Source organism: Rhizobium atlanticum (assembly GCF_030182485.1).
Classification (GTDB): Bacteria; Pseudomonadota; Alphaproteobacteria; order Rhizobiales; family Rhizobiaceae; genus Rhizobium.
The window spans coordinates 330281-354147 of the sequence record NZ_JAQJCJ010000004.1 but is presented as its reverse complement, the minus strand read 5'-3'; the positions used below and the strand labels follow the sequence as shown (position 1 = coordinate 354147).

Genomic DNA, 23867 nt, shown 5'->3' with positions numbered 1-23867 from the left:
CTTTCAAAGGATCCAATCTCTCAGATCCCGCAAGCTCCGCCGCCCACGTTTCTCTTTCTTCCAATCTTCAATTGTCAAATAACAGACGACCAAAAGCCGTCACCAAAACCCGCTCCAAACCTAAGCCCGAAGCAACAAACCAGCAATCCGCCAATTCGCTTGAGTTTCTTAAGAACGAGAGACTTCGTCGCCAGCAGCGCCGCCGCCCTCGTCAGTGAGTGGGCTTATAATCCCACCCCCTTTTCTAAGTCAACAGCCATTCCAAAAGTTTTTTGACATTTTTGTAACAGGCTGATTTGGTTGCTATTTTCTTCGCGTTCTTTATCCACAGGCGGCGTGTTCGCGCCAAATTTCCGAAGATTTCTTTATCAGCTGGTCAAAAAATCCCCGAATTGCCGCCCGCAACCGGCGAAAAATCGCGTGAAAACAGCGCTTTGAGCCAATTTATGGTTAATCGAGGATTAAATCGAGGCTGGGAAGGCGAGCTTAAATTTCCGACATAAATCAGCAGCTGCAATTTCGGAACCTATCACCGTTTGAGGTGTTGTCTTTCCCATTGAAGGAAGGAGACCGACATGGCTGCCAACACCGATGACATCAGAGCATCTGTCAGCAAGGACATCGCTGCGCTCCAGCAGGAAGTCTCTCGTCTGCAGAAGATGATTTCCGCCCAGGGCGCCGAGGCCTATTACGAAGTGCGCGGCCGCGCCGGCAAGGCCTACGATGAAGCCCTGCCCCGCGCAAAAAACGCCGTCGCCCAAATCCGGGCCGAAGGGGCAGCTGCCGCCGGCGCCGCCCGCGAGCATGCGGCCGCAACGACCACCGCATTGGTGCTTGCCGGGGCGGTCGGTTTCCTCTTTGGCTACCTGCTATCCGGCAATTCACAGCCGCAGCCTCGCCATTGGTGGCACTGAGCGCTCAATCCGCCTCGAAGCCGGCTCTTTTACGCACCCGCCGACCCATTTTCGGCGGCGTGCGTAAACGCTTATGTCTCAGAAAAACCAATTTTTAATGCAAGGGATGGCAACATAAAAAACGAACGGGAGGACAACCAATGGACAATAAGAGGGCCAATTGCATCATTGAAGTCAGCGCCGACGGCGTTAACGGCCGTTACGCGGTCGGCATCATGAATATGCGTCAGGCGCTCGAGCTGCCGGAAATGCCAAGCCTGTCCTATACTCATCCCGACCCAGCGAAGGCCGCTGCCGGCATCGTCGTCAGCCGCAAGGAACTGGCAGGCTTCATGGCCTGCCGCTGAGGCGGCGCGACCAACCGGTTTTCGCCCAGACGGCGCTTTATCCGAAGCGCTGACGTCCTTTTGCAACCCTATCATTCCTTAGTTTTCGTTGTCACGCTGGCATCGTTGGGCCGTTCGTGCCAAGAAGCGGCATCGAGGCTGGACAGGGATGGCAGATGAGGGACCGGCGCCCATCGCATAAGACACGCGAGCGGGTGAAGCCTGCCGCCGACACTGAAGGCAAGCGGGTCACCCTTCCGCGCGCCCTTTCCAAACTCGGCTATTGCTCCCGTACCCAGGCCGAACGGCTGATTGCCGAAAGCCGCGTCGCCGTCGACGGCCGTACCGTCAGCGATGCCTCTGCATGGGTCGATCTGTCGACGGCGAGGATCAGTGTCGATGGACTTGTCATTGCCGCCGAGGCGAAAATCTATTTGATGCTCAACAAGCCACGCGGGCTCGTCACGACCCGCCATGATCCCGAGGGCAGGCCGACCGTCTATGATTGCCTCAAGAATTTCGACATCCCGCACCTCTCTCCTGTAGGTCGGCTCGACAAGGCGAGCGAAGGCCTGCTGCTTTTCACCAACGACACCGAGTTCGCCCAGACCTTGCTCGATCCGCTCACCCATGTGACCAAAACCTATCATGTCCAGATCGACCGCCTCATGGACGACGAGGAGATTGCCGCTATGACATCCGGCATCCGCCATAACGGCGAATTGCTGACGGCCACCGCCACACGACGCCTGCGCCAGGGTGACAGAAACTCATGGATCGAGGTCGAGCTCGATGAAGGCCGCAATCGTCAGATCCGTCGTATGCTGGAGGCGCTCGGGGCCGAATGTTTGCGCCTTGTGCGGGTCGCAATCGGCGGGCTCGAACTCGGCGAACTCCCAAAAGGCGCCGTGCGTGCGCTGACTGAAGGAGAATTGCAGGGGTTGCGCCGAAGAGCCGGCATGGAAAGGGCGAGACGTTGACCGATCTGTCGGAGATGGCGCCGCATGACTTTTGGCAGGAGATTCACCCGCCCGGCACCTTTCCCCACGATCGGGAGTTCACGACTTACTATGTCGCCACGCTGGAAGACGGCCGCCAGCTTCGCCTGCCGATACGCGTGTTGGCAGATGGCGATCACGCCCTCGCTTCGCTGATTGTCAACCAGGCTAGCTTCGCCGTCCTCGACGCGTTGGCCGACGGTCTCGCCGAAAAGATCGGACCTATGGGCGTCGACGTTGTCGCCGGCCTGCCGACGCTCGGCTTGACGCTTGCAGCCGCCGTTGCGCAGAAGCTCCGTCACGGCCGCTATGTCCCGCTCGGCACCTCGCGCAAGTTCTGGTACCGCGACGAGCTCTCCGTTCCTCTGTCATCGATCACGACGCCGACACAGGACAAGCGCCTCTATATCGATCCGCGCATGTTGCCGCTGCTGACCGGGCGGCGCGTCGCCCTGATCGATGACGTCATTTCCAGCGGCGCATCGATCGTCTCGGGCCTTGATCTGCTGACGGCCTGCGGCATCGAACCCGTCGTCATAGGCGCGGCCATGCTGCAATCGGAGCGTTGGCGCGACAGCCTCGCAACCGCCGGGCCGCAGTGGGTCGCGCGCGTCCGCGGTGTCTTCGCAACGCCCGTGTTGGAGCGGAATGCCGAGGGCCGCTGGCAGGTTTCGGCCCGACCGAAGACGTGACATCGTTCAATTTTGCCGGCTGACGCCTCTGTACAGCAGATGAGGAACAACTACAGTCCGCCCAAGGCCTGTCACCCGGAAATCTGCAGCGGTTGCGGTACAGCGACATGCCTCCATCGATGAAACACCGGATCCGCCCATGTCGTTTGAGCAAGCATCCCTGCTGATCCTTCTGCTGGTGATGCTCGTTCTCTTCTCGCTCGAACGCATACGCATCGAGGTGACTGCGATTGCCGGCCTGCTCGCCGGCTATGCGCTCGGACTTTATCCAGTCGATCAGATCTTCGCGGGCTTCGCCAGCCCCGTCGTTATCACCGTCGTCGAAATCCTGCTGATCGTCCAGGTGCTCGCACGCGCCAAGCTCTTCGACAACCTCGCTGCGCGTGTCGCAACCGCAAGACCGTCGAACTTCAAGGTCATATCAGGCGCCTCCTCGCTTGCAGGCTTTCTTTCCATCTTCATGAACAATATCGGCGCCTTTGCGATCACCCTGCCGGTGGCGCTGCGGCTCGGCGTGGCGCTCTCAATCCCCCGCCGTCAGCTCGTCATGCCCATCTCGTTTGCAGCCCTGCTCGGCGGCCTCGTCTCGCTGATCGGCACGCCGGCCAACCTGCTCGTCAGCGATGCGCTTGCCAAGACGTCCGGTGCGGGTTTTCATTTCTTCGATTTCAGCTATGTCGGGCTGCCAGTCGCGATCGTCGGCATCCTGCTCATCGCCGTTCGGATCCGATACTTGTTCCCGGAAGCCGACACAGTGCCGGCAACGCTCACCCAGGGCTCGCGTCGCGTCGTCGTCGAACGTCGCATTCCCAATGCTTCGCCGCTGATCGGCGCGCGGCTTTCCGAGTGTCCGACCCGCTTCGGCATCAAACCGCACGCGCTGATCCGTGACGGCAATTTCGTGTTTGGCCCGCTCGACCAGTCGATGATCAGCGCGGGCGACGTGCTGCTTGCCGAAGGCGCCGATGACATCTTTGCCGGCCTTGCGGCCACACAGGCCCTGGTGGCAGATGCCCATCTGAATATTCGGCCGCCAAATTTCACCCGGGTCGAAACCGTCGTCATGCCCGAAAGCACGCTGGTGGGTTCGCGCGTCAGTTCACTCGAAGTCTTTCACCATCGGGGCATCGCAGTCACTGCTCTTTCCATGCGCACACCGCGCATCGAAGGCCGCTTTCTCGATCTGCAACTGTCGATCGGCGATATATTGACGCTGGAAGGGCCGCGCACGGCAATTGCCGAAGCGCTGGAGGAAAGCGAGTGCCTGCCGCTTGCTCCGACAGCTTCAGCTGAACCGGCCCTCCTCTCCTGGCGGCCTTTCGCATTGTTTGCCTGCGGCGTCGCCGCGTCGGCGGCGGGCCTGCGTCCCGAGGTCGCTTTTGCGGGTGTCGTCCTCGTCCTCGCTTTGCTCAATCATCTCAATATCCGCCAGGCGATGGCCGACCTCAACTGGCCGATCATCATCATGCTGGCGGCGATGATTCCGATCGGCCAGGCAGTGGCCAGCACCGGAGCGGCCGAAGCGATTGCCGGCTGGCTGAGCCTCACCGTGCCGGTTAACCATGCGCTTTCCGGCATCGCCCTCATCCTCTTCCTCGCAATGGCGCTGACGCCCTTCGTCAACAACGCGACGGTCGCAATCGTGCTCGCCCCGATCGCACTCGAATTTGCGAGGATCGGGCGGCACCCACCCGACGCCTATCTGATCGCGGTCGCCGTCGGGGCCTCGCTCGATTTTCTGACGCCCTTCGGCCATCACAACAACACGCTGGCGATGGGCGTCGGCGGTTACCGCTTCAGAGACTTCCTGCGGGCCGGCTGGCCGCTTGCCGTCGCAACTTACGGCCTCGCTCTGTTTCTTCTGGCTCTGTTCTGGCTGTGATGCGATACTTCCGCTCGGCTTGACTTCGCCGGTAATGAAACTAGAGCAGGAAGCCATCAGCCAATAAAGGACAGTCGAGCGCCGTGCGAATCCTCTCCGAAGCCCATTTCCCGGAACTGCCGAACCACTATCGCGGCAAGGTGCGCGAGAATTACGACCTTCCCGACGGACGCCGCATCATCATCAGCACAGATCGGCTGAGCGCTTTCGACCGCATTCTCACCTGTATTCCGTATAAGGGTCAGGTGCTGACGCAGACGGCGCGTTACTGGTTCGAGGCGACGAGGGACATTTGCCCGAACCATGTGCTCGACTATCCCGATCCGAATGTGGTCATCGGCAGGCGGCTCGACATCCTGCCGGTTGAAATCGTCGTGCGCGGTTATCTCGCCGGCACCACCGGCACCTCGATCCTGACCCTCTATAAGAAGGGTGAGCGGGAAATGTACGGCATGCGTCTGCCGGACGGCATGCGCGACAATCAGATCCTGCCGGAACCCGTCATCACGCCGACGAGCAAGGAATTCGACGGAGGCCATGACGAGCCGCTGACGCCTGCGGAAATCGTCACGCGAGGCCTTCTGACCAGCCAGCAGTGGGAAACCTTGTCGAAATATGCACTCGCGCTCTTTGCCCGCGGCCAGGAAATGGCCGCGAGGCAAGGCCTGATCCTCGTCGATACCAAATATGAATTCGGCACCGATGGCGACGGCAATATTATCCTCGCCGACGAGATCCACACGCCGGACAGCAGCCGCTACTGGCTTGCCGAAACCTATCCGGCAAGTTTTGCCGCTGGCAAGCGCCCGGATAGTTTCGACAAGGATTTCGTCCGTGCGTGGGTGGCGGAGCGCTGCGACCCTTATAAGGACGAGATTCCAGAAATCCCCACCGGACTGATCGAGCAGACCTCGGCCGTCTATATCAGAGCCTACGAGGCGATAACCGGCGAGCGCTTTGTTCCCGACAATAGCGGCGAGACGCCGCTTGCCCGTGTCCGCAGCAACCTCGCCCCCTATTTCCCTTGAAAAGGCGACGTGCGAAAGCTGCCGGGCCTTGCATCGGCTTGGCAGTTTTCGCTGAATAGCGCTAGCATCGGCAAAAAAGGAGTACCGGGCGCGGCCCGGCGGGGGACGGATGGCAAGAAGGCCGAGACGCAAGGCCGAGGAAACGCGACAGGACATCCTCTCCATGGCGGAGATGCTGTTTCGCGAACGGGGCTTCGCCGCAGTGTCGATCGCCGATATATCAGCTGCGCTGGGCATGTCGCCCGCCAATGTCTTCAAGCATTTCCGTTCCAAGGTGGCGCTGGTCGATGCCATCGCCGGGCGCCATCTCGACAATGCCGCCGAGCGTTTTGTCCCCCTCGACCAGAACATGCCCGCAAAAGAGCAACTGCTCCGCTTCGTCCTGCGCCTGCTGGAGGGTCATCTGCAGGATATCCAGAAGAACCCTTACATCTTCGAAATGGTGCTCTCGACCATCGAAGCCAAACTCGAAGCCGGCAATCGCTATCGCGCCCGTATCGAGGAGAAACTCGGCGAGATCATCCGCAAAGGCATGGTGGAAGGACGTTATCACTGCCGCGACCCTCAGCGTGCCGCACAGACCGTCGCCGATGTGCTGGCCTGCGTGTTGCACCCTGTCCTCATCGTTCGCGACGACACTGAGACACTGGTGCATCGTGCCGAGGAAATCGTCGGCTTTGTCGATGCCGCACTGCAAAATAGCGCTTGCTAAGTGACGGTTGCTGAATTACGTCACTTCGTAAAGATTTTGTTAGACTCGGGATTATGGCATTTGAGGCCAAGTTCATCCTGACGCTTAAACAAGCCTGCCTCGGCCCGGCCGAGCCCGTAGATCGACGGCGATTGCCACCGCATGAAGGAATTAGAATGATTCGGCGTGCCGTTCTCATCTCCTCGGCCCTGATGGCCGGCGCATTGCTTGGCGCCTGCAGCGACAACGCCGGCAAGCCCGCGGGCAATGCCGGCGCGGCCGCGCAGCAGGCAATCCCCGTCGGGGTGATCGCCCTGGCGAAGGCGAGTTTCCCAATCACGACAATTCTTCCTGGCCGCGCCGAAGCCTTCCAGACGGCCGATATCCGGCCGCAGGTGAGCGGCATCATCCGCGAAATCGCCTTTAAGGAAGGCGGAGAGATAAAGAAGGGCGACCTTCTTTATCAGATCGAGGATGCGCCCTATATCGCCGCCGTCGAGCAGGCCAAGGCGGCCATCTCCAAAGCCGAGGCGAGCGTGCCGAGCGCTGAAAGCAATCTCGAACGCTACCAGCGCCTCGTCGGCAGCGGCGCCACCCAGATCGAATATGAGACGGCGAGAACGACGCTTCTCCAGGCGAAGGCGGAGGTCGAGTCGGCAAAGGCTGCCCTTACCGCGGCACAGATCGACCTCGACCATACGAAGATCGTCGCACCCTTCGACGGCGTCATCGACCAGACCGCCTACAATATCGGCAATGTCGTCTCGGCCAACCAGACGACGGCGCTGACGACGATCCGGCAGCTCGATCCGATCTACATCTCGCTCACCGAGTCGAGCACCAATCTGCTGAGGCTGCGCGATGCGATGGCCGCCGGCGATATCAAGGGCGCGGAGAATGTCGCCTTCCACCTGATCCTCGAAGACGGCAAGGAATATAATCAGCAGGGCAAGCTCGACATGTCGAAGCAGGTGGTCAGCGAGACCACAGGCACCTTCATCATTCGTGTGCTCTTCCCCAATCCCGATCGGATCGTGCTGCCCGGCATGTATGTCCGCGCCACGGTCGAGCTCGGCGCCGAAACCGGTTATGCGCTGCCGCAGCTGGCGACGAGCCGTGACGCCAACGGCAGGCTGACGGCGCAGTTCGTTTCCGCCGACGGCAAGGTCGAAACTCGCGCCTTCGAGAACAGCTCGCCCTCCAACAATTCCTGGCTGATAACCGAAGGCATAAAAGACGGCGATCAGCTGATCGTCACCGGCCTGCAGTCGGTCACGGCGGGCATGCCGGTGAAGCCGCTTCCGATGAAGATCAACGACAATGGCGTGGTCGTGGCTGCCGAGCAGCCCGCGGCCGGTGACGCTGAGAAGCCCGCAGCGAAGTAATCGCTGCGAGCCGGCATCGTCACCGTCTCAGCCGCACAGGAACAACCGATGGCCAAGTTTTTCATCCGACGTCCGATTTTCGCCTGGGTCATTGCGATCACCATCATGCTCGCCGGCCTGCTGGCGATCTTCACCCTGTCGATTTCGCAATATCCCGACATTGCCCCAACGACGGTGCGCATCAACGCCACCTATCGCGGCGCCAGCGCCGAGACGGTCGAAAAATCGGTGACGACGATCATCGAAGACGGCATGACCGGCCTCGACGACCTCACCTATATGACTTCGACTTCGTCGACCGGATCGGCCAGTATCCAGCTCACTTTCGGAACCAGCATCGATCCCGACATCGCCCAGGTGCAGGTGCAGAACAAGCTGCAGCTGGTCCAGTCGCAGCTCCCGGGCGACGTTATCGATGCCGGCATCAGCGTGACGCGCTCGACCTCGAGCATCCTCCTCGTCGGCTCGCTCGTTTCAACCGACGGCAAGCGCAATTCGGTCGATCTCGGCAACATCATGTCGACCTCCATCGAGGATCAGATCCAGCGCCTGGAAGGCGTCGGCAGTATCAACGTCTTCGGTTCCGGATACGCCATGCGCATCTGGCTCGATCCCTTCAAGCTAGTGAAATATCAGCTGACGCCGAGCGACGTCACGGCGGCGATCCAGGCGCAGAACACTCAGGTTTCCGTCGGTTCGCTCGGCGCCCAGCCGACGATGTCAGGTCAGCAGCTCAACGTCACCATCACTGCGCAAAGCCAGCTCACCACCGTCGCCGACTTCGAGCACATCATCCTGAAGGTCGAAAAGGACGGCGCGACCGTGCGCCTGAGCGATGTCTCGCGCATCGAGATCGGTCAGGAGAGCTACGGCGGCAGTTCGCGTTACAACGGCCTGCCTTCGAGCGGTTTTGCCGTCAACCTCGCGATCGGCGCCAACGCCATCGATACGGCCGCACGCGTTCGATCCGCACTCGATGTCATCGGCCGCACTCTGCCGGAAGGCGTGAAGATTACCTATCCCTACGACACGACGCCCTTCGTGGAACTGTCGATCGAGAAGGTCGTGCATACGCTGATCGAGGCAATCGTGCTCGTCTTCGTGGTGCTGCTCGTCTTCCTGCAGAATCTTCGGGCAACGCTGATCCCGACCATCGCCGTTCCCGTGGTATTGCTGGGCACCTTCGGGGTGCTGGCGGCCACCGGCTATTCGATCAATACTTTGACGATGTTCGCCATGGTTTTGGCCATCGGTCTTTTGGTCGACGATGCGATCGTCGTGGTCGAAAACGTCGAACGCATCATGTCCGAAGAGAAGCTTTCGCCGCTCGAAGCGACGGAGAAATCGATGGGCGAGATCACCGGCGCCATCGTCGGCATTGCGCTCGTGCTAACCGCCGTCTTCATTCCGATGGCCTTCTTCGGCGGCTCGACCGGCATCATCTATCGCCAGTTTTCCATCACCATCGTCTCGGCCATGCTGCTGTCGGCGCTCGTCGCCATCGTGCTGACACCGGCGCTCTGCGCCACGATGCTGAAGCCGGTCAGCGAACACCGGAAACACCGCGTCGGCGATTGGTTCAACCGCAACTTCACGCGCTCGACCAACGGCTATGTCAGGACTATCGGCTATCTCTTGAAGCGCCCGATCCGCGTCATGCTGGTCTTCCTTCTCGTCGGCGCCGGCTGCGCCTACCTCTTCACCCGGCTGCCGAGTTCTTTCCTGCCGCAGGAAGATCAGGGCGTGCTGCTGACTATCGTCACCACGCCGCCGGGCTCGACGACGCAGCAGACTCAGGCCGTCGTCGAGAAGGTGGAAAACTATTATCGCGAGAATGAGAAGGATGCCGTCGAATCCGTCTTCGGCGCACTCGGCTTTGGCTTCAACGGCTCCGGCCAAAACAGCGCCATCGTTTTCACCAAGCTCAAGGATTTTTCGCTGCGCACTGATCCAAATCTGAGCGCCCAGTCGGTTGTCAACCGGGCGCTGCGCAGCTTCTTTGCGATGCGCGAGGCACAGGTCTTCGCGCTCCTGCCGCCGGCGATTCAGGGCCTCGGCGTGTCGAGCGGCTTTTCCATGTATCTTGTCGATACCGGCGGCCACGGCAACGACGCCCTGACGGCTGCTTCCAAGCGGCTGATACAGATGGGCAACAGCTCGGGTAGGATCGTGGCGCTGCGCAGCAGCAACAAGGAAGTCGAGCCGCAAATGCGCATCGTGCTCGATCAGGAAAAGATCGGCGCCATGGGCGTCGACATCGCCTCGGTCAATTCGATGCTGTCGATCATCTTCACCGGCCGCGATGTCAACGACTTCACGCTGAACGGCGAGATCAAGCCGGTCTATGTCCAGGGCGACGCGCCGTTCCGCATGCAGCCGGACGATCTTAATCACTGGTATGCCCGCAACACGGCCGGCGAGATGGTGCCCTTCTCCGCCTTTACCAAAACCGAATGGGTGAAGGGCGCACCTTCGCTTGCCCGCTTCAACGCCGTCAGCGCGATTCCGCTCGATGGTGCCGCCGCGCCCGGCGTGTCCTCCGGCGATGCCATGAACGAAATGGAGGCGCTGACCGAGCAACTCGGCGGCGGTTACACGGTGGCCTGGCAGGGCATTTCCTATCAGGAGCGCCTTTCCGGCTCACAGGCGCCGATGCTCTATGCGATCTCGGTACTCGTCGTCTTCCTCTGCTTGGCAGCACTTTACGAAAGCTGGTCAATCCCTTTCTCGGTGATCATGGCAGTGCCGGTCGGCGTTCTCGGCGCCCTGGCGGCGGCAACACTCTTCGGCCAAGCCAACGATGTCTATTTCAAGGTCGGATTGCTCACGACGATCGGCCTGGCGGCGAAGAACGCGATCCTGATCGTCGAATTCGCCAAGGATCGCATGGAAAGCGGCATGGGCCTTTTCGAGGCGACACTGGAAGCGGCGCGGCTGCGCCTGCGGCCGATCATTATGACATCGCTTGCCTTTATCCTCGGCGTTGTGCCTCTGGCGATCGCTACGGGCGCGGGCTCTGCGGCGCAGAACGCCATTGGCCTCGGCGTTCTCGGCGGCATGCTGTCGGCAACGATGCTCGGAATTTTCTTCGTGCCGTCCTTCTACGTCGTCATTCGACGCATCTTTGCCACACGCGACAAAAATGCGGCAGGAGTGTGATATAAATGCACTGTGATAATGCTGTTCCGATTGCTACATTGCGCCCGACTGCTTCGGTGTGTGTGTTTGTGGTGGACGAGGCGCGGCTGCGATAGTGAAGCATGAAGCTTCGGACAAGAATTGACTTGCTCGAGTACAGGATGAAATGAATGGTATCTCTTCGTTTTGCCACACCGGCATTATTGTTATTACTGTCGGGCTGCGTTGTTGGCCCGGATCATGCTCCTCCTGAAATGCCGCTGCCCGCCAAATTCGGAGAAGGCGGCACGAAAAGTGTAGGTGACGTTGCTACCGCAGCCTGGTGGACGGCCTTCAACGATCCCAAATTGAATGGTTATGTCCAGGCCGGGCTCGAGCAGAATCTAACGGTCCAGCAGGCAATCGAACGCATTAATGCGGCCTCTGCAAACGTCACCACCGCCGGCGCAGGCGCCCTGCCGAACCTGAATGTCGGCGCTTCGCACACGGTCAGCGGTCAGAAGGGCGAGCTGCGCTCGCAGTTCGACACACGCAACACCAGTGCCGGCGAAGTCCAGCTGACCTGGCTGCTCGATCTCTTCGGCCTCTACAAGCGCAGCACCGAAAGTGCGCTCGCTTCGCTCGATTCCGCATACGCATCCGCCGACGTCGCCAAGCTGACTCTCGTGCAGGATCTTGTCTCCAGCTACATCGATGTTCGCTACTATCAGCAGCGCCTGGCGCTTTCGAGAGCCAACCTAAAGTCCCGTCAGGAAACCTACGAGCTGACCAAGTTCCAGCTTGAAGCCGGCGCCGCCTCGCGTCTCGACGTCGTTCAGGCCGAAGGCCTCGTACAGTCGACGCTCGCCGAAATTCCCGGCCTCGAAACCAACATCCGTATATCCGCCCATCACATCGCCACGCTGCTTGGCCTGCCGGCCTCGGCCCTCGTCGACGAGCTGCTGAAGGGTCGCGGTCAGCCGGTTTTCCGTGGCGGCATCAATTCGGGCATCCCGGCGGACCTGATCCGCAACCGTCCCGACATTCGCGTCGCCGAGCGTGATCTCGCCGCCGCAACGGCCAATATCGGTGTTGCCGAGGCGCAGCTCTATCCGAGCATTTCGCTCAGCGGCTCGATCTCGCCGTCCTACATCAACCAGCGCGGCATCCATGGAGACCTGACCCCCTGGTCCTTCGGCCCGACCCTCAACCTGCCGATCTTCGATGGTGGCCGTCTGCGCGCCAACGTCAAGTCGGCACAGTCCACTGCCGCGACCGCCTACCTCAACTGGAAGTCGACGGTGCTGACCGCGGTCGAACAGGTCGAGAACGCACTCGCCGCGGTCCGCCGTGACGCCCGCACGGTCGCAGCCCTACAGGCTCAGGTAAAGACCACGCAGGAAACGCTCGAACTGTCGACCGCGTCCTACAAGGACGGCGCCTCCTCGCTGCTCGACGTTCTCGATGCACAGCGCCAGGTCTCGCTTGCCCAGGCAAGCCTTGCCCAGGCCGTCCAGCAGATGGCCAAGGACTACGTCTCGCTGAACATTGCGGTCGGCGGCGGTTACGCGCCCGGCGGCAAGACCACAGCAGCGGTGACGCCGGTGCCGGCAAAGGCCAAGAGCTAATCGGCATTTCGCCTTTCTTGAAATGCGAAACCCCGCGATCACCTCGCGGGGTTTTTTCATGCCCGACAATATCCCGGAATAATCGGGCACCAGACGAATTTGGATTGGACAAGCGGAGACGGCTGCTATAGCACTGATTAAACGATTAATCAGACTACATCAGATCATGGCTGCATCGCGCTCCGGACCGAACCTCAGCAGGATAGCGACCTCGCTCGGCGTCTCTATTGCCACGGTCTCCAATGCGCTTTCCGGCAAAGGCCGGGTCTCCGGCCAACTGGTCGAACGGATCCGCGAACATGCCGCCGAACTGGGTTATGTCCCGAGCCAGGCCGGCCGCGCGCTCAGAACCGGCCGCAGCGGCGTTCTCGGCCTGGTGTTGCCGGACATCGCCAATCCTCTGTTCCCGAAGATCGCACAGGCGATCGAATTTGCCGCCTCCACCGCTGGTTACGGTGTTCTAATCGCCGACTCCCGCGGCGATGCTGCCACTCAGACCGAGGCGATCAATCGTCTCGTCGAACGCGGCGTCGACGGCATGGTCGTTATTCCCCGCCGCGCCACCCGCATTTTGTCCGCCGCCTGCCCAGTCGCTCTCATCGATACCCCTTCGACGCCAGGCAACACCGTTTCCGCCGACCATTGGCAGGGCGGCCGCGAAATCGCTCTCCATCTCGCGGCCCTCGGCCACCAACGCATCCTCATCATCGGCAACAACCAGGAATCCAGCGTTCAGAACGATCGCGCCGATGGAATTCGCGCCGGAATGCTCGCGGGCATGCATGCCGAAACGCTGTGGATCGGGAAGGTAGAGCAGGATGGCGGCAGCGGCTGTCCGCTCGGCCTTGCCGAAAAGGTGCGGGAGGGTTTTACCGCTTTCGCGGCTCTCTCCGATCTTCAGGCATTGCGCGCGCTGACCGAGCTGCAGCAAGCCGGCATCAGCGTTCCCGGCGATGTCAGCGTCACCGGCTTCGACGACCTCATCTGGTCGCCTGTTGTCACACCGTCGCTGACGACGGTCAGAATGGACATGGATAGAATTGCGGGGATTGCCGTGTCGGCGCTGGCCGATACCATCAGAAAAAGCCGCACCCGGGAAGGCGTTCTCGTTATCGCGGAAATCGAACGCGTCGCAATGCAGCTGATTGTCCGCCAATCATCCGGGCCTGCGAACCCGGCACCAAAAACCTCAGAGATGGAGAACATGTAAGATGAAAAAAGCTCTCATGGCGTCGGCGGCACTCGCCGCACTTTGGCCGTTTGCCGCCTCCGCAGCCGAACGGACACTTACCATTTCCGTCTATGCCTTCGCGCAGGACGACTTCAAGACGCTGGTGTATGATCCGTTCGAAGCCCAATGCGGCTGCAAGCTGGTGGTCGAGACCGGCAACAGCGTCGAGCGGCTGGCAAAAATGGAGGCGAACAAGGCCAACCCCGTGGTCGATCTCGCCGCCGTTTCGATGGCCGATGCGCTTGCCGCATCACGCGCCGGACTGATCGACAAGATCGATACCGCGAAGCTTGCCAATTTCGCCAAGCTCTACGACGTCGCCAAGGACCCGAACGGCGACGGCATGAGCGTTGGCTACACTTTCTATGCCACATCGATCGCTTATCGTTCCGACAAGATGAAGATCGAGTCCTGGGCCGATCTCCTGAAGCCGGAATATGTTGGCCATGTCGCCTTCCCGAACGTCACCACCAATCAGGGCCCGCCGGCGCTCTACATGCTGGGCCTGGCGCTCGGCAAGGATACGCCCGATCTGCAAGGCCCGATCGCAGCGCTGGGCGACAAGAAGGACGACATCGTCACCTTCTATGAAAAATCCTCGCAGCTCGTGCAACTGATGCAGCAGGAGGAAATCTGGGCAGCCCCCATCGGCCGTTTCTCCTGGGCCGGCTTCACCAAGCTCGACCTCCCCATTGCCTGGGCAACGCCGAAAGAGGGACAGACCGGCGGCATGAATGTTCTCGTGCTGACCAAAGGTTCGAAAAACCAGGATCTCGCCATGCAGTTCATGGATTTCTGGCTCTCGACCGAGACCCAAACCAAGCTCGCCGAAAAGCTGATCGACAGCCCAGCGAATAGCGAGGTCAAGCTTTCGGACGCTGCCGCTGGCAACCTCACCTATGGCGAGGAAACGGCCAAGAGCCTCAAACTGATCCCTTCTGCCATCGCCCTCGGCAACCGCGCCGGCTGGCTGAAGAACTGGAACGAGAAGGTCGGCCAGTAGAGCCCGCATGAACCCGCCCCGGCCGCTCGCCGGGGCATCTCCTCTCCTGGAAAGGCGCCTCATGTTCCAGAACCGCGCGGAAGCCCTGGCGCTTGCCCTGCCGGCAGCCGTCTTTGCGACGGTGGTATTCCTGCTGCCCGTCGCAATCCTGCTGTCGGAGGGTTTTCGCGCCGGCGATGCCTGGACGATATCGGCCTACACAGGCTTCTTTTCCGAGACGCTGAACCGGACCGTTTTCCTGCGCTCCTTCCGGCTCGCCCTCGAGGTCACCGCTGTCTCGGCCGTCATCGGCTACGCCGCAGCCTTTGCAATCGTCAACCTGCCGGCGAACGGCAAAGGCCGCATGATCGGCTTGGTCACCCTGCCGCTGATGATCTCGCCAGTGGCGCGCACCTATGCCTGGATCGTCATTCTCGGCCGCACTGGCATCGTCAACAAGGCGATCACGGGCCTGGGTTTCTGCGCCGAACCGCTGCGCCTGCTCTTCACCGAAACCGCCGTCTTCATCGGCCTCCTGCAGCTCTTCCTGCCGCTGATGATCCTGTCGTTGATCAGTGCGCTGGAAAACATGCCGAGGGATGCGATCCCGGCCGCCCGCGTGCTCGGCGCCAACTGGTTCCAGGTCTTTTGGAAGGTCGTCCTGCCGCTCACGCGCGAGGGCCTCGTCATCGGCGGCACGCTCGTCTTCACCGGCTCGCTCACCGCCTACATCACCCCCGCCATCCTCGGCGGTTCCAAGGTGCTGATGCTCGAAACACTAATGTATCAGCAGGTGTCCGTCGCCAACGATTTCGTCTCGGCAAGCGTCATCGCCTTCATTCTGATCGTCATGAGCTTTGCCGCCAACATCCTGCTGAAACGCCTTGCGACGGCGAGGAGACGCAGATGAGCATCCGTCTCTTTTCGCCTGTCGTCCTCTTCCTGCTGCTTGTTTTCCTGATCGGCCCGTTTCTGATCATCATCGCCGCCTCGCTCTCGGCTGGTGACACGCTGGCCTTCCCGCCGCAGGGGCTGTCGCTGCGCTGGGTGATGAAGGTCTTCACTATTGAAAGCTTTCGCGACAGCTTCGCCATGTCGATGTTCCTCGCCGTCTTCGGAACACTGGCAGCCCTCATCCTGGGCATCCCCGCCGCCTATGCCCTGTCGCGTTACCCGCTGCCCGCGGCAGAGACCGTCCGTACCATCGTCTCGCTGCCGATCATCGTCCCCGGCATCATCGTCGGCCTGGCATTGCTGCGTTATCTCGTCGTGCCCTTCGGCTTCAACATCACGCTTGCGCTCTTCTTTGCCCATGCGGCCCTCGTACTGCCCTATGCCGTGCGCGTCGTGTCGGCGAGCCTCGATAATCTGCGCTCGGATATCGAGGAGGCGGCCGTCCTGCTCGGCTCCTCCAGGTTCGGTGCCTTTTTCCGCGTGGTCATGCCGAATATCCGCGGCGGCATTCTGGCCGCCTTCATCCTCGGCTTCGTCACCAGTTTCAATCAGGTGCCGGTCTCGCTCTTCCTTTCCGGCCCGGGTGTCCGAACCCTGCCGATCGATATGCTGGGCTATATGGAAACTACCTACGATCCTTCCATCGCGGCGCTCTCCGCCCTTCTCGCTTTCCTCTCGATCGGCATCGTCTTCCTCGCCGAACGCTTCCTGGGATTCTCGCGTTATGTTTGATGCCTATCTCCAACTCGACAAGCTGACGCTTCGCTATGGTGACACGGTCGCCGTGAGGGATCTCGACCTTGCGATCGCCAAGGGCGAGCTCGTCGCCCTTCTCGGCCCCTCCGGCTGTGGCAAAACGACAACGATGCGCGCCATTGCCGGCCTGCTGAAGCCCGCATCCGGTCGCATCGGCCTCGACGGCGCCGATATAACCGGCGTCTCCGCCAACAAGCGCGCCGTCGGCCTCGTCTTCCAGTCATACGCGCTGTTCCCGCATCTGACGGTCTACGAGAACGTCGCCTTCGGCCTGCGCCTCAAAGGCGTTTCGGGCGCGGATCTCGATGCCCGCGTCGGCGCCGGCCTGAAATCCGTCGGCCTCACCACTTTCGCCGGCCGCAAGCCCGCCGAACTCTCCGGCGGCCAGCAGCAGCGTGTCGCACTGGCGCGATCCATGGTGATGGAGCCGAAGGTCCTGCTGCTTGACGAACCGCTCTCCAACCTCGACGCCCGCCTTCGTCTCGAAATGCGCGCTGAATTGCAGCGCGTGCAGAAGGAGACCGGCGTCACCATGATCTTCGTCACTCACGACCAGGTCGAGGCCTTGGCGCTCGCCGACCGCATCGTCGTCATGCTGGACGGCGGCATCGAACAGATCGGCACGCCGGAGGAGATCTATAACAATCCCGCCTCCGCCTTCGTCGCCGATTTCGTGGGCTTCGAAAATGTCTTCGCTCTGAAAGACGGAAAGCTTGTGACGCCGCACGGCCCCGCAGCACTCTCTGATCCGCCGCCCCAAGCTGCGGCCGGCCTGGCTTGGCGCCCGCGTACGGTGACCCTCGGCTCCGGGCCGTTCCAAGGCAAAGTGCACGGCACGTCTTTCGCCGGCAACACACGCGAATACCTCCTCCATACGCCGCTTGGGCCTATCAAGGCTGAAATCGACGCGAGCCTGCCGCCACACGAGATCGGCAGTGCGCTCGCCTTCGATCTGCCGGTCGCCGGCGCGGCCAACCTCAAGCGCTTCGGGTGACATCATGGGTGTGTGGATCGATACCGACATGGGCTTCGACGACATCGCCGCCATTCTGGTGGTGGCGCAGTCGAAATATCAAATCGACGGCGTCTCGCTGGTCTTCGGCAATACGCCGCTGCCGCAGGTGCGGGCGAATGCCGCAGGCGCCGCCAGCGCCTTCGGCTGGACGTTCCCCGTCCATACCGGGCGTGCTGCACCCGTTCTCGGCAAACTCGAAACCGCCCAGGCGATCCTCGGCGAAACCGGAATTCCGACATCCGGCAAGAGCCTACCGAAAGCCGCCGCCCTTGCCGAGAGCGACGCCTTCTCCGCGCTCTGCCGCTGGCTCGAGGGCAACGGACCACACCGCATCCTGGCTCTCGGTCCCCTGACCAATATCGCCGCCGTGGCGCTCGCACGCCCCGATCTTGCCGCATGTATCACCGAACTCGTCTGGATGGGCGGCGGCGTCACATCGGGCAACCATACGGCCTCCGCCGAGTTCAATGCGCTCGCCGATCCCGAGGCGCTGGCGATCGTTATCGCCCATGGCCTGCCGCTGCGCATGGTCGATCTCGACCTCTGCCGCAAAGTGCTGGCAAGGCCGGAGGATGTCGAGCCGGTGCTCAGTGCCGGCGGCGCTAATGCCGAACTGATCGGCGACATGTTCGCCGGCTATATAAGCATCGGCACCAGCCGCGGCCGTCCCGGCATGGCAATTTACGATGCCTCCGCCGCCGTGGGCTTCGTCGCCCCCGATATCGTCAGCTTCCGCCCCGCGCGCATCGACGTCGAACTGCAGGGCGCCCTCACCCGTGGCCGCACCGTCGTCGAGACCCGCGCCACGCATGCGACCTTCAACGCCCAATTCGCCGCCGATATCGACGTTGAGAAGGCGCTTAACATCATTCTCGCCGCCCTGATCAATGAGGCCCGCAGATGAACGCCATTGCTCGTCAGGAACCTTTCGATCTCAACGATCCAGCCTTGCGCGCCCGCGCCGTTGCCGCCGCCCGCGGCGACGCCCCGTTCGATATGCTGATCACCGGCGGTCGCCTGCTCGATACGGTGACGGGCCTGATCCGGGAGGCTGATGTCGGCCTCGTCGGCGCGCTCATCGCCAGCGTCCATGCCCGGGCGAGCCGCATGGACGCGGTCGAAATCATCGATGCGACTGGCGGCATGCTGACGCCGGGCCTGATCGATACGCACATGCACGTCGAAAGCTCGATGGTGACACCCGCCGAATATGCAAGCGCCGTGCTACCGCGCGGTGTCACCACGGTCGTGTGGGATCCGCATGAATTCGGCAACGTCCACGGCCTCGACGGCGTGCGGTGGGCGATCGAGGCGGCACGTGCTCAGCCGCTGCGCATGATCCTGCTCGCCCCCTCCTGCGTGCCGTCTGCGCCGGGCCTGGAACTCGCCGGCGCCGATTTCGATGCCGCCGTCGTCGCCGAGATGCTGCGTTCTCCTGCTGTCGGCGGCGTTGCCGAAGTCATGAACATGCGCGGCGTCATCGACGGCGATCCGCGCATGAGCGCCATCGTCAACTCAGGCCTTGCCTCCGGCAAGCTCGTCTGTGGCCATGCCCGCGGCCTCACCGGCGCGGACCTCAACGCCTTCATGGCAGCGGGCGTCACGTCGGACCACGAACTCACCTCCGGCGCCGATCTTAGCGCCAAACTTTCCGCCGGTCTGACGATCGAACTCCGTGGCTCTCACGACCATCTCTTGCAGGAATTCGTCGAGGTGCTGAACGGCCTCGGCCATCTGCCGCCAACCATTACGCTCTGCACCGACGACGTCTTTCCCGATGAACTCTACCAAAGCGGCGGCCTCGATGATGTCGCCCGCCGCCTGGTGCGCTATGGCATGAAACCGGAATGGGCACTGCGCGCCGCGACCTTCAACGCCGCTGAGCGGCTGAAGCGTTCCGATCTCGGCCTTGTCGCCTCCGGCCGCCGCGCCGACCTCGTTCTCTTCGAGGATCTCACGGAATTCCGAGCACGCCTCGTCATATCAGATGGCCGCGTCGTCGCCCGCAACGGCAGCATGGAGGCGACCGTTCAGCCGCTCGATACGGCGCCGCTGATCAAGTCGGTGAAGCTGCCGCTGCTGACCGACGACGATTTCCGCATCCCCGCGAAAGGCAGGCGCGCCCGCGTCGCCACCATCGACCGCCCACGCTTCACTCAATGGGGAGAGGCGGAAACGGATATCCGGGACGGCTTCGTCGTGCCGCCTGTCGGCGGCGCCATGATCGCCGTCGCCCATCGCCACGGAAGGGCCGGTGGCACCCCGCGCAACGGTTTCCTCAGCGGCTGGGGCGAATGGCGCGGCGCCTTCTGCACCACCGTCTCGCATGATAGCCACAACCTCACCGTCTTCGGCGGCAATGCAGCCGACATGGCGCTCGCCGCCAACGCTGTCATAACAGCCGGGGGCGGCATGGCGGTCGCCAAGGACGGCCAAATCGAAGCGATCCTGCCGCTGCCGCTCTCCGGCCTCGTCACCGACGCCTCACTGAAGGACACCGCCTCAGCCTTTGCCGACATCCGTAAGGCCATGGGCAAGATCGTCGATTGGAAGCCACCTTACCGCGTCTTCAAGGCCTGCTTCGGCGCGACACTCGCCTGCAATGCCGGCCCGCATCAGACGGACCGGGGGATTGCTGATGTGGTGACGGGGAAAGTGCTGGAAGGTCCGGTGCTGGAGATTTTCTAGGCAGGGACGCACGGATCAAAAGCGAGCGGGAGTGCTGTGCAATCCGCCTACGGGCGCCTGCCGCCGTGACCAACATAACTTATTGCCCATTCCGGAATGGACGTTTGGAATCAATGAGTCCTGACCAGGCCGAAAGGCAGCACGTTATCAGATTCAAGCTGAGCTGCCGGCGCGGGCCGTCCGATGTAATATCCTTGGATCTGGTTGATTCCGTACTGCTGCATCAGCCGCTGATGTTCAATGGTCTCAACGCCTTCAATGAGTATCCTCACGCCGCGATTGCGCAGCAGGCTGATGATGTCAAGCAACATCCTCTTGCCTTTTTCCGTATGGCAATCATGGAGGAAGGATCGATCGATCTTGACGGTGTCGAATTCGATCAGGCGCAGCCACGAGAGCCCGGCGAAGCCTGTGCCGAAGTCGTCCAGCCAGACTTGAGCGCCCAACCTCCTCAGGTCGCTGATGCAACGAACCACGGTCTGGTCGATTTCCAGCTCAACGCCTTCGGTAATTTCGAAAGCAAGCCGAGCGCCCGTCACGCCGAATTCTGCGAGCGTCGCGGCGACATAGCTGGCGAAACCCGGCATCTTGAGCTCAATCGGCGAAACGTTGACGCTGGCAACTTGCACTAAGCCGGTCGCCAACAGGTCTCGGCAAACGGTGCGAATTGCCCACCGGCCGAGTTCAACGATCGAACCTGTCCTTTCCGCAACAGGAATAAACATAGCAGGTGACACCTGCGTCCCGTCCAACATCCTCAAACGCATTAAAGCTTCAACGCCGTCCGTCTTGCCTGTCTGAATGTTGCGAATCGGCTGATAGACGAGGGAGACAAGGCCGTGTTCAATCGCGATTTTCAAGGTCGCGGCTATATCCTCGCTGTCATCGCTCCTCTGCGGGTCTTCGGGATCGAAAACCACGAGGGTGTTGCGACCCGATGCCTTGGCGGCATAAAGCGCGCGATCAGCTTCATGAATGACCTTGTCGACCTGTTTGGTTTCACCCCTGGTATAGGACACGCCGACACTCACCGTGATAACGGTGGTCCCGTCTCGCCTGTGCTCGTGTGGCCAAGCCAGCTCTCGAACGGCAGCACAAATCGCTTCTGCGAGTTCGGTCGCTCTTTCCGAATTCAGCATTGGTGTGATGAGGATGAATTCCTCACCCCCGTATCGTCCGATGATGGAGTCCCAGGACGAGGCCACACTTTGGAGAAGCTGCGAGACAGCGACAAGGCATCGGTCGCCTTCTTGATGGCCATAGCAGTCGTTGTAATGTTTGAAATAATCGACATCGATGAGCAGCACCGCAAAGGGCGCCCTATGGTCCTGCCAGCGTTGCCAACAATCACGCAGCCGTTGGTCGATCGCCCGGCGATTTTCCAGGCCGGTCAGCGAGTCGGTGTTTGAGAGATGCAAAAGCGCCTTGCCCCTTTCCTCGGCGGCGGCTTGCTGCAAACTCGCTTCAAGAGCATTCAGGAAAACTTTATAGCGTTCTCTGTTGAGTTGAAGGTTTACGTAAGACGTAAAAACAAAGCAGGAAATGCAGAACGCACCGAGGATCAGCTTGTGAAGAAGCAACATAGGCGCGAATAGATAGAGCGCGCCGATGAAGATGAGCATGTTCGTTACGGAGGCCGCAAGAGCTAGCGGAAACCGGAAACTGAAGAACAAGTTGACGCTCATCATGAAGATCGAGCCAAAAACCATATAATATGAGAAGGCGTCTCTGACCGTGGTCATCTGTGCCGTCAGAAGCCAGACTAAATAAGCCGCTAGCACGGACGTCGCCGCCGCCATATCGACCGTATCGGCCTTTGCTTTGCGGTAGAGCAAGAGCTCCAGCATGCATATCGCACCGACGCCAACCGCCAATCGGCCGGCGATTGTGTACCGGACGACATCGCCAATAAAAAGGTAGTCAGTGAAAGAGTATGCAAGGTAAGCAGCCACCGCTATCCAGAGGCCGTTGCGCGTAGCGGTCTTTCGGCCGCTCTCGCTCTTCTGCTTGTACAGGCGACGCAACTGTTCTGACGATAGCGTCGGCCCTATGGTGGCGACTGCGGTCTCGGCTAACACGTGCATCATGCCCCTGCCACCCAAAATAATGCAGCATTGCCCTACGCAGACTGCTAGCTAACGCTGGATAGCCCCCCGCAGACTCCACATCAACCGATAACGCTGCACCGAGCTTCCGGCGGGCAGAGTATCTGTCGGGTTCACTAATATTTTCTAAAATTAAAACGTGCATTTCGACTGCGCTCCAACCTTGACGCTTGACCTTCATGAGTATGATGAAGATTTTACTCAATGTTTAAATCATTATCCCCAATGAGGTTTCCGTGGCTCAGCCCCTCTTTTCTCTTGATGGCCAAAGCTTGATTACACCGCAGTCAGTCAGCAAAAAGTTCCCCTCACCTCACCACCATAATGAAACGGACCTCCTGCGGACGGCAGAGGCCGAGTTTGCGATTCTCATCAACATTGCAATGCAGCGGTTCAGCGCCGGGAAAGACCTGCCTGGTGCAGTCAGGTGGTTGATCGGTCAGCTTCATGACGTCCGTCAAAAATTCGGTGCTGCTGTATGGCAAAAGCTCATCCCATTCATTCAGGCCCATCCCTCGGCAAAGATTCTGCAGCAGTGCCCGTTCACTCGTTGGTCCTTTGAAAAGCCTCGCGGCTATTCCGGTGACGCCAGTCTTATAGACTTTATTTATGGGCATCCGGCGGTCGCCGAAGAAGTTGCCAGATCCACGCCTCTCGGCCTGGATATCTTTGAATACACGATCAATGCGCCCGGCCCGGTAGCGGTCAGGGAACGTCGCGACATTCTGACCCGCTACGTTGATGACACCGCCGCGCGAAGGGGGTCGGACGCCGAAGTTCTGGCCATCGCCGCGGGTCACCTTCGCGAAGCGGAGGCATCAAAGGCGCTTGCAGAAGGCCGCCTTAAGCGCTGGGTTGCTCTTGATCAGGATCCGCAAAGTATTGGTTCGATCGCGAGCCAATTCCATGGGACTTCTGTCGAGCCTATCGACGGATCGGTGCGCGGTTTGCTCGCGCGCAAACATCAGCTTGGCACCTTCGATCTGATCTACGCAGCAGGGCTGTACGATTACCTCGCCGATAAAGTAGCAATCCGGCTCACGCAGGTTTGCATGGAAATGCTGAAACCGGGCGGAGTCTTTCTTTTTGCCAACTTCTCCGATGAGATGGCGGATGACGGATACATGGAATCCTACATGAACTGGGAGCTCCTCCAGCGTTCCGAGGCCGACATGTGGCGTATTGCCAATAGTAGTGCGGCGGAAAACACCGTTGAGAAGACAGTCTGGTTCGGTGCCAACCGTAACATCATTTACAGCACCATCAGGAAGCTGTCGTAAGTCGGGATGGCCGCCCGGCCTCGCTGCTGCAGACCGGCCGGGACATCCGCACCAAGGGAGAGTTAGCAAGCGTCAAAGACAGACGGAGCAATCGGATTGCGACGACGCAGCAGGGCCACTCCGCGACATGCTGATGACGAGGCCGCGGCGAGCGCACAGAACTGGAGCATATGGCGCCAAAATCCACTAATTTCG

Annotated in this window: 20 protein-coding genes; 19 read left to right on the top strand and 1 reads right to left on the bottom strand. The window is 60.9% G+C overall.

The window, feature by feature from the left end; all coding sequences use genetic code 11:
• The 18 genes from PH551_RS08880 to PH551_RS08795 form a co-directional block, all read left to right on the top strand.
• A partial coding sequence (locus tag PH551_RS08880) for a hypothetical protein (protein WP_285192699.1) occupies positions 1-218 on the top strand: 218 nt, incomplete at its 5' end.
• A gap of 357 nt (positions 219-575) precedes the next feature.
• Positions 576-914: a hypothetical protein gene (locus PH551_RS08875; protein ID WP_085779272.1), complete on the top strand. Its 339-nt coding sequence runs from the start codon at positions 576-578 to the stop codon at positions 912-914.
• 140 nt (positions 915-1054) lie between these two features.
• Entirely contained in the window at positions 1055-1261 is a 207-nt protein-coding gene (locus tag PH551_RS08870) for a hypothetical protein (RefSeq protein WP_085779273.1), read from the top strand.
• 155 nt (positions 1262-1416) lie between these two features.
• Positions 1417-2220 (top strand): pseudouridine synthase, encoded by an 804-nt coding sequence (locus PH551_RS08865; protein WP_285192698.1) that lies wholly within the window; start codon positions 1417-1419, stop codon positions 2218-2220.
• A gap of 14 nt (positions 2221-2234) precedes the next feature.
• Positions 2235-2930: a phosphoribosyltransferase gene (locus tag PH551_RS08860; protein WP_285192709.1), complete on the top strand. Its 696-nt coding sequence runs from the start codon at positions 2235-2237 to the stop codon at positions 2928-2930.
• A gap of 139 nt (positions 2931-3069) precedes the next feature.
• Entirely contained in the window at positions 3070-4812 is a 1743-nt protein-coding gene (locus PH551_RS08855; protein WP_285192697.1) for an SLC13 family permease, read from the top strand.
• Between the two features lie 83 nt (positions 4813-4895).
• A complete protein-coding gene (locus tag PH551_RS08850; RefSeq protein ID WP_285192696.1) occupies positions 4896-5840 on the top strand; it encodes a phosphoribosylaminoimidazolesuccinocarboxamide synthase in 945 nt (314 codons plus the stop codon).
• Between the two features lie 109 nt (positions 5841-5949).
• Positions 5950-6552 carry a TetR family transcriptional regulator gene (locus PH551_RS08845; RefSeq protein WP_285192695.1) on the top strand — a complete coding sequence of 201 codons (603 nt, stop codon included), beginning with the start codon at positions 5950-5952 and terminating at the stop codon, positions 6550-6552.
• Between the two features lie 155 nt (positions 6553-6707).
• The gene (locus PH551_RS08840; protein ID WP_285192694.1) at positions 6708-7916 is read left to right on the top strand and encodes an efflux RND transporter periplasmic adaptor subunit; all 1209 of its coding nucleotides are present in this window, start codon (positions 6708-6710) and stop codon (positions 7914-7916) included.
• Between the two features lie 48 nt (positions 7917-7964).
• Positions 7965-11075 carry an efflux RND transporter permease subunit gene (locus tag PH551_RS08835; RefSeq protein ID WP_285192693.1) on the top strand — a complete coding sequence of 1037 codons (3111 nt, stop codon included), beginning with the start codon at positions 7965-7967 and terminating at the stop codon, positions 11073-11075.
• Positions 11076-11224: 149 nt separating this feature from the next.
• Complete coding sequence (locus PH551_RS08830) at positions 11225-12661, top strand: efflux transporter outer membrane subunit (RefSeq protein WP_085779280.1); 1437 nt, start codon at positions 11225-11227, stop codon at positions 12659-12661.
• 166 nt (positions 12662-12827) lie between these two features.
• Complete coding sequence (locus PH551_RS08825; RefSeq protein ID WP_285192692.1) at positions 12828-13871, top strand: LacI family DNA-binding transcriptional regulator; 1044 nt, start codon at positions 12828-12830, stop codon at positions 13869-13871.
• 1 nt (position 13872) lies between these two features.
• Complete coding sequence (locus PH551_RS08820; protein ID WP_285192690.1) at positions 13873-14895, top strand: ABC transporter substrate-binding protein; 1023 nt, start codon at positions 13873-13875, stop codon at positions 14893-14895.
• A 61-nt stretch (positions 14896-14956) separates the two neighbouring features.
• Positions 14957-15784, top strand: coding sequence for an ABC transporter permease (locus tag PH551_RS08815; protein ID WP_285192689.1), 828 nt, complete (start codon positions 14957-14959; stop codon positions 15782-15784).
• Entirely contained in the window at positions 15781-16560 is a 780-nt protein-coding gene (locus PH551_RS08810) for an ABC transporter permease (protein WP_285192688.1), read from the top strand. Before PH551_RS08815 ends, PH551_RS08810 begins: the two co-directional genes overlap by 4 nt.
• Entirely contained in the window at positions 16553-17578 is a 1026-nt protein-coding gene (locus tag PH551_RS08805) for an ABC transporter ATP-binding protein (protein WP_085779283.1), read from the top strand. Before PH551_RS08810 ends, PH551_RS08805 begins: the two co-directional genes overlap by 8 nt.
• A 4-nt stretch (positions 17579-17582) precedes the next feature.
• Positions 17583-18503, top strand: a complete 921-nt coding sequence (locus PH551_RS08800; protein ID WP_285192686.1) for a nucleoside hydrolase — start codon at positions 17583-17585, stop codon at positions 18501-18503.
• The gene (locus PH551_RS08795; RefSeq protein WP_285192685.1) at positions 18500-20287 is read left to right on the top strand and encodes an adenine deaminase; all 1788 of its coding nucleotides are present in this window, start codon (positions 18500-18502) and stop codon (positions 20285-20287) included. Before PH551_RS08800 ends, PH551_RS08795 begins: the two co-directional genes overlap by 4 nt.
• A 110-nt stretch (positions 20288-20397) precedes the next feature.
• Here PH551_RS08795 and PH551_RS08790 read toward each other — a convergent pair whose 3' ends face one another.
• Positions 20398-22374 (bottom strand): putative bifunctional diguanylate cyclase/phosphodiesterase, encoded by a 1977-nt coding sequence (locus PH551_RS08790; protein WP_285192684.1) that lies wholly within the window; start codon positions 22372-22374, stop codon positions 20398-20400.
• Positions 22375-22628: 254 nt separating this feature from the next.
• Here PH551_RS08790 and PH551_RS08785 point away from each other — a divergent pair, with 254 nt between their 5' ends.
• Entirely contained in the window at positions 22629-23672 is a 1044-nt protein-coding gene (locus PH551_RS08785; RefSeq protein ID WP_285192683.1) for a class I SAM-dependent methyltransferase, read from the top strand.
• Positions 23673-23867: the final 195 nt, after the last annotated feature.